Below are 5,669 nucleotides of genomic sequence, written 5' to 3'. Positions count from 1 at the left end.
CTCGCGCTGGCCAGGGCCAGGCGCGCGGTCTCCGCATAAGCCCCCCGCGGCGTACGGGCGGCTCCGGCGGACGCGTACGCCGGAGCCGCTCCGTCCGTCAACCGGGTGCTCAACTGCCCACGGCCCGATGGGCATCGGCCGGCCGCCGCCTTACCGTACGGAAGGTCCACCCCCTCCCCGCGCCGGAACAGGAGGCAGCGCCATGGCCGCGACCGCCCCCCAGTCCCACTCCCCGTCGCCGCGGGCCGCCTGGCTGGCCGCGCGACCGGTGTGGCTCGTCGCCGTCCTGGCCACCCTCGCCGCCGCGGCGGTGGCGGAGTCGTTCACCCTGCTGGCGCGCGGCGCCGGCGTCGAGATGGTCGCGGCCGGGATCGGGGAGGACGAGGCCACCGCCATCCCGGTGGGCGGCGTCGCGCGCAGCGTCGTGCTGTGGTCGCTCCTCGGCATCGCCCTCGCGGTGCTCCTGGACCGCCTCGCCCGGCGTGCGGAACGCGGCGTCCGCCGCCCGGCCCGCGTCTTCGCGGTGTGCGCGGGGGCGTTCACGGTCCTGTCCCTCGCGGGCCCCGGCTTCGCGCCGTACACCGCGGACACCACGCAGGCCGTGCTGGTCTGCACGCACCTGCTGGCCGGCGGCGTCGTGATCCCGGTCGTCGCGCGCCGGCTCTCCTTAGCCTGATCCGCGGCCCCCGCGGCCGTGCCTCCGGCGGCCCTGCTTTGACATGTACTGCAAGAGGAGTACCGCGGCCGCGGTAGTGCGGCCCGCGGAGTGCCTGCGTCTGTACGTCGACTCCGGTGATCCCTGTCCCGAGGATGAGGGGTGCACCGCACGAAACCCGAGGAGACGATGATGTCCACCGAGACCGCCCGTCCGGACGGCGCTCTGGCGAGGCTGGCCCGGTTCTGCCACCGGCGCCGCCGCCTGGTCCTGCTGGCCTGGATCGCCGGCGTGCTCGTCGTGGCGGCCGCAGGCTTCGGCCTCGCGGCCGACCCCGACAACGACTTCTCCGGCGGGGACTCCGGGTCGGCCAAGGCGCAGGCCCTGATGGAGAAGCACTTCCCGGAGGAGCAGGGCGACACCCTGACCCTCGCCGTCAAGGCGGACGCGGGGATCGACGACCCCGCCGTGCGGCAGAAGGTCGAGCAGGTCGTCGCCGACCTCGCCGACTCGCCGGTCACCGGTCCGGTGACGTCGCCGTACGACGACGAGCAACTGGTCACCGAGGACCGCCGCATCGCCCGTACGACCATTCCGCTCACCGACAAGGAAGCGACGAAGGACGACGTCAAGCCGCTGGTGACCACCGTCAAGGACGCCTCCGGCGACGGTCTGCTCATGGGGCTCGGCGGCGACAAGGCGGAGAAGGCCGAGACGCCCAAGCAGGGCCCCGCCGAGAGCGTCGGCGTGCTGGCCGCGGCGGTGATCCTCTTCATCTCCTTCGGCTCGCTGGTGGCGATGGGGCTGCCGATCGTCACCGCGCTGATGGCGATCCTCGGCGGCATCGCCCTCATGAAGATCGTCGGACACGTCGTCCCCTCGCCGGACTTCACCGTCCTGGTCTCCGCGCTCATCGGCCTCGGCGTGGGCATCGACTACGCGCTGTTCATCGTCACCCGCTACAAGGAGAAACTGCAGAACGGGGAGAGTCCCGAGGACGCCACCGTGGGCGCCATCACGACCGCGGGCCGCGCCGTCCTCTTCGCCGGCACCACCGTGGTGATCGCGCTGCTCGGCCTCGTCACCATGGGACAGCGGCTGATGACCGGCGTGGCCGTCGCCGCGTCGGTGACCGTGCTGGTGACGATGGTCGCCGCGGTGACCCTGCTGCCGGCGTTCCTGGGCTTCACCGGCCACAGGATCAACTCGCTGCGGCTGCCCCGCCGCACGGCCCGCGGCGACCGCGACGGCACCCCCGCCGCCGAGCGCCGCACCCCCGCGGAGCGCTGGGCCGGGGTGGTGCAGCGCCGGCCGCTGGTCGCCGCGGTGCTGGCGGTCGCGGGGCTGCTGCTGCTCGCCGCGCCGGCGATGTCGATGCGGCTCAGCCTGCCGGACGCCAGCGTCCAGCCGCGCGACCGGAGCAGCTACACCTCGTACGAGATCGTCTCCGAGGGCTTCGGGCCCGGCTACGGCGCGCCCCTGATCTTCGCCGCGGAGGTCGACGCCGCGGGCGGCGACCTGGCTCCCGCCGTCGGGGCGGTCGGCGGTACGCCGGGCATCGCGCACGTGACGCAGCCGCGGGTCAGCGAGGACGGCGAGGCCGCCACCTTCATGGCGTTCCCCGAGACCGGCTACCAGGACGAGAAGACCGCGGACCTGGTGCACGAACTCCGCGACGACGTACTGCCCGAGGCGCCGGGCGGCGAGGCCGTCCAGGTCGGCGGGCCGAACGCCGGGGCGATCGACTTCGCCGAGGAGACCGGCTCGCGGCTGCCGTTCATGATCGCGGTCGTCATCGTGCTGTCCCTGGTGCTGCTGGTCGCGCTGGTGCGGTCGGTGACGATCGCCCTCCAGGCCGCCGTGATGAACCTGCTGTCGATCGGCGCCGCGTACGGCGTGCTGGTCGCGGTGGTGCAGTGGGGCTGGCTGGGCTCGGCCCTCGGGTTCCCGACCGACATGCCCATCACGACCTGGGTGCCGATGATGATGTTCCCGGTGCTCTTCGGCCTGTCGATGGACTACGAGGTCTTCCTGATCTCGCGGGTCCGCGAGGAGTACGAGCGCACGGGCGACACCCGCACGGCCGTCACCAGCGGGCTGGCGCGGACCGCGAAGGTCATCACCGCCGCCGCGGCCATCATGATCGCCGTCTTCACCACCTCCCTGCTCGGCCACGACGTGTCGGTCAAGCAGATCGGACTGGGGATGGCCGTGGCCGTGTTCATCGACGCCACCATCGTGCGGATGGTGCTCGTGCCCGCGGTGATGGAGTTGTGCGGCAACACCAACTGGTGGATGCCCGGCCGCCGGGCTCCGGAGACGACCTCGCCACCGCCGGCCGAGGTCGGGGAAGAGGCGAAGGTCTGACTTTTCCCGGTACGTCGAGCGGGGAATCCCTCAGTCGGGGTTCCCCGTTTCGGCATGGCGGTTTTCCGCTGTTTCCGCGGACCTTTTTGTCCGGTGAATTCCCGCCCAGTAAAAACCAGGTAAAGAGTGCGTCATGTTATGGAAATGATAGCAACTCGCAGATTTCGCCGCCAAGTCAGCGCCAAGTGCAACCCAAGACCGCGGGTTGAAAATCAAGTTGAACGCGAGTCGGAAGGAGGTCACTGCAACGGCTGAGTAAGTCCCGGGATATACCTGGATAGTCGGGGGCAATATGACAACGTGGTCGAAAAACGCGACGCGGAAGCCGGAGACGATACCCGACGGCGCCGGCCCGTCCGGTCGTCCGCCGCCGGGGCCGATGCACGCGGAGGCGAACGAGCAGTTCCTGAGCGAGCTTCTCGGTGCCGAGTTGGGCGACGAGTTGCGCGGCCTGGCAGTCGCGGCCGGAGAGAACAGCCAGTTGCTTGCGGAGTTGGCGTACGGGCTGGTGGACGAAGGTCTGGTGGTCCGGCATGAAGGAACGGTTCGGCTCGCGGAGTCGCGGACCCCGCGCTGCGTGCCGGCGTTCGTGAAGCTGCGGCTGGGCGAGCTGAGCCCCGGCTGCCAGGAGTTGTTGAAGATCGCCGCGCTGCAGGGCCGGTCGTTTCTCCTTGAGGATGTCTCCAGGATGCTGAACCGGCCGCTCGCGACCTTACTCGCGCCGCTGGACGAGGCGATGTCGGCGGGTTTCGTGCTGGCGACGGAGCGTCAATTCGTATTCCGTAGCGACTTCTTGATGCGCGGCGCCGTAGCCGCCATTCCCGCACCCGCGCGCGGTGCACTGCAGCGCGAGGCGATGCACCATTCCGGCAGAAGTGAGGAGGAAACAGGCCGAAGATCATGGGTACCCGGGTACCAGGCCCCGCGGGCCGCCGTGGTGACGGAGGGCGACGGCGGTCCCTATTCACGGGCACACGGGCTCATCATGAGGGGAAAAGCGGCCGTCGGCACGGATCTCGCACAACGGACGCGGTCCGCATCCGGAGTTCCCGCGGCCGAGCGCCTCGACGCCGAGGCGTCGGCGCTCCTGGGCGGCCTGCTGCTGGGCCGGGAGGAGGAGGCCGGCACGCGGGCCCGGGAGATCCTGCGGGAGCGGACGGACCAGCCGGGCGACGTCGCCGCGCTGATGGCGCTGACGGCGCTGTCCCACCTGAGCTGGCGGGCCGGCGAGCTGGCCGAGGGCATCAGGCTGGGCCGGGCGGCGGTGCGGTACTGCGGCGGCGCCGACCCCCTGTGGCGGCTGCACTTCCGCCTCGAACTGGCCGCCAAGCTCACCGACCTGCGGGAGTACGACGAGGCCGGGACGCTGGTCGACGAGGCGGAGGCGGGGCTGTACGAGCTGTCCGCGGACGTCTGGCACGCCGCGCCGGCCGCCGTGCGGGCGCGGATGTTCCTGGCGGCCGGCCGGTTCCGGGACGCGCGCCGGCACGCGGAGCTGGTCACCGCGGCGACGGAGCAGAACGCCGTCCCCGCGCTCCTGCCGCTCGCCTACGCCGTCCTGTCCGCCGTGTCCCTGTACACCGGGGACCTGCCCACGGCGACCGAGCACCTGGAGCGGGCCCGCGCCTCTCCCGGGCGCGACCGGGAGATACGGCACTCACCGCGCTACGCCTGGACCGACGTGCGGCTCGCCGTCAGAAGGGAGGGGCCCCGCGCGGGCGTCGCCCTGCTGTCCGGCCCGTACGACCGGCTCCCGGCGGAGCGCCGGCTGTACGTCGAGGACCCGGCGGCCGCCGCGTTCCTCGTCCGGCTCGCGCTCGACACCGGCGACGCGGACCTCAAGCGCACCGTACTCGACACCGTCAACGGCCTCGCCGGGGACAACCCCGGCATCGCCGTCGTCGGCCTCAGCGCCCGGCACGCCAACGCGCTCGCCGAGCGCGACGCGTCGGGGCTCGCGCACATCGTCGTGCACTCACCCGACACCCTGTCCGTCGCGCTGGCGACCGAGGAACTGGCCAGGCTGCACGCCACCCAGAACTCCGCGCGCCGCCCGCGGGCCGTGCCCGCCCGGCCCGACCCCGCGGCCGTGGTGGCCGACGGTCCCGCCGGGCACCAGCACAGCTCCTGCTGGGGCGTGCTCTCCGACATGGAACGGCGCATCGCGTACCTGGTCAGCGTCGGGATGACGAACCGGCAGATCGCCCGGCGCGTCCACCTCTCGGCGCACACGGTCAACTACCACCTGCGGAAGATCTACAAGAAGCTGGGCATCGGCACGCGTGTGGAACTCGCCCGCGAGGCCGCGACGTACTCCGGCGCCGCGGCGATCTACTCGGTCACCGAGGACAAGCGGAGCTTAGGCCCCGCGGAGGCGAGCTGACGGGAGGCGGCCGTGCCCTCGGGCGCGGCCGCCTCGTGCGCCAGGAACTGCTTCGTCAGCTCGACACGGCTGTTGATGTCGAGCTTGGCGAAGACCCGTCGCAGATGGCTGTCGACGGTGTGGGGCGACAGGAAGAGCACGCCCGCCGCCTCCCTGTTGGTCCTGCCGTCGACGATGGCCCGTACCACCCGCAGCTCCGCGCCCGTCAGGCTCTTCCAGCCCGACTTGGGCCGCTGCGCGCCCAGCGCGGCGCGCGCGTGCGGC

Annotated in this window: 4 protein-coding genes; 3 read left to right on the top strand and 1 reads right to left on the bottom strand. The window is 72.1% G+C overall.

The annotated features are described in order from the left end of the window. The first annotated feature begins 202 nt into the window (after nucleotides 1–202). The 3 genes from H5J30_RS15615 to H5J30_RS15605 all read left to right on the top strand — a co-directional run bounded on the left by H5J30_RS15615 (nucleotide 203) and on the right by H5J30_RS15605 (nucleotide 5,405). Nucleotides 203–676: a DUF6069 family protein gene (locus tag H5J30_RS15615; protein ID WP_181788039.1), complete on the top strand. Its 474-nt coding sequence runs from the start codon at nucleotides 203–205 to the stop codon at nucleotides 674–676. A gap of 141 nt (nucleotides 677–817) precedes the next feature. Next, nucleotides 818–3,022, top strand: coding sequence for an MMPL family transporter (locus H5J30_RS15610; protein ID WP_181788038.1), 2,205 nt, complete (start codon nucleotides 818–820; stop codon nucleotides 3,020–3,022). Nucleotides 3,023–3,401: 379 nt separating this feature from the next. After that, entirely contained in the window at nucleotides 3,402–5,405 is a 2,004-nt protein-coding gene (locus H5J30_RS15605) for a helix-turn-helix transcriptional regulator (RefSeq protein ID WP_258563335.1), read from the top strand. On the opposite strand, the gene H5J30_RS15600 is transcribed toward H5J30_RS15605, so the two are convergent. Then, nucleotides 5,354–5,669: response regulator transcription factor (locus H5J30_RS15600; protein ID WP_181788036.1), on the bottom strand; the 316-nt coding region annotated here is incomplete at its 5' end. The two genes, H5J30_RS15605 and H5J30_RS15600, sit on opposite strands and share 52 nt — an antisense overlap.

This window comes from Streptomyces phytophilus, from assembly GCF_013870535.1.
In the GTDB taxonomy this organism is placed as follows: Bacteria; Actinomycetota; Actinomycetes; order Streptomycetales; family Streptomycetaceae; genus Streptomyces; species Streptomyces phytophilus.
This window is presented reverse-complemented; position numbering and strand designations above follow the sequence as displayed.

Excerpts from the sequence above, each read along its gene's own strand:
- H5J30_RS15615 (WP_181788039.1), top strand. The coding sequence starts at position 203 with ATGGCCGCGACCGCCCCCCAGTCCCACTCCCCGTCGCCGCGGGCCGCC.
- H5J30_RS15605 (WP_258563335.1), top strand. The coding sequence starts at position 3,402 with ATGCACGCGGAGGCGAACGAGCAGTTCCTGAGCGAGCTTCTCGGTGCC.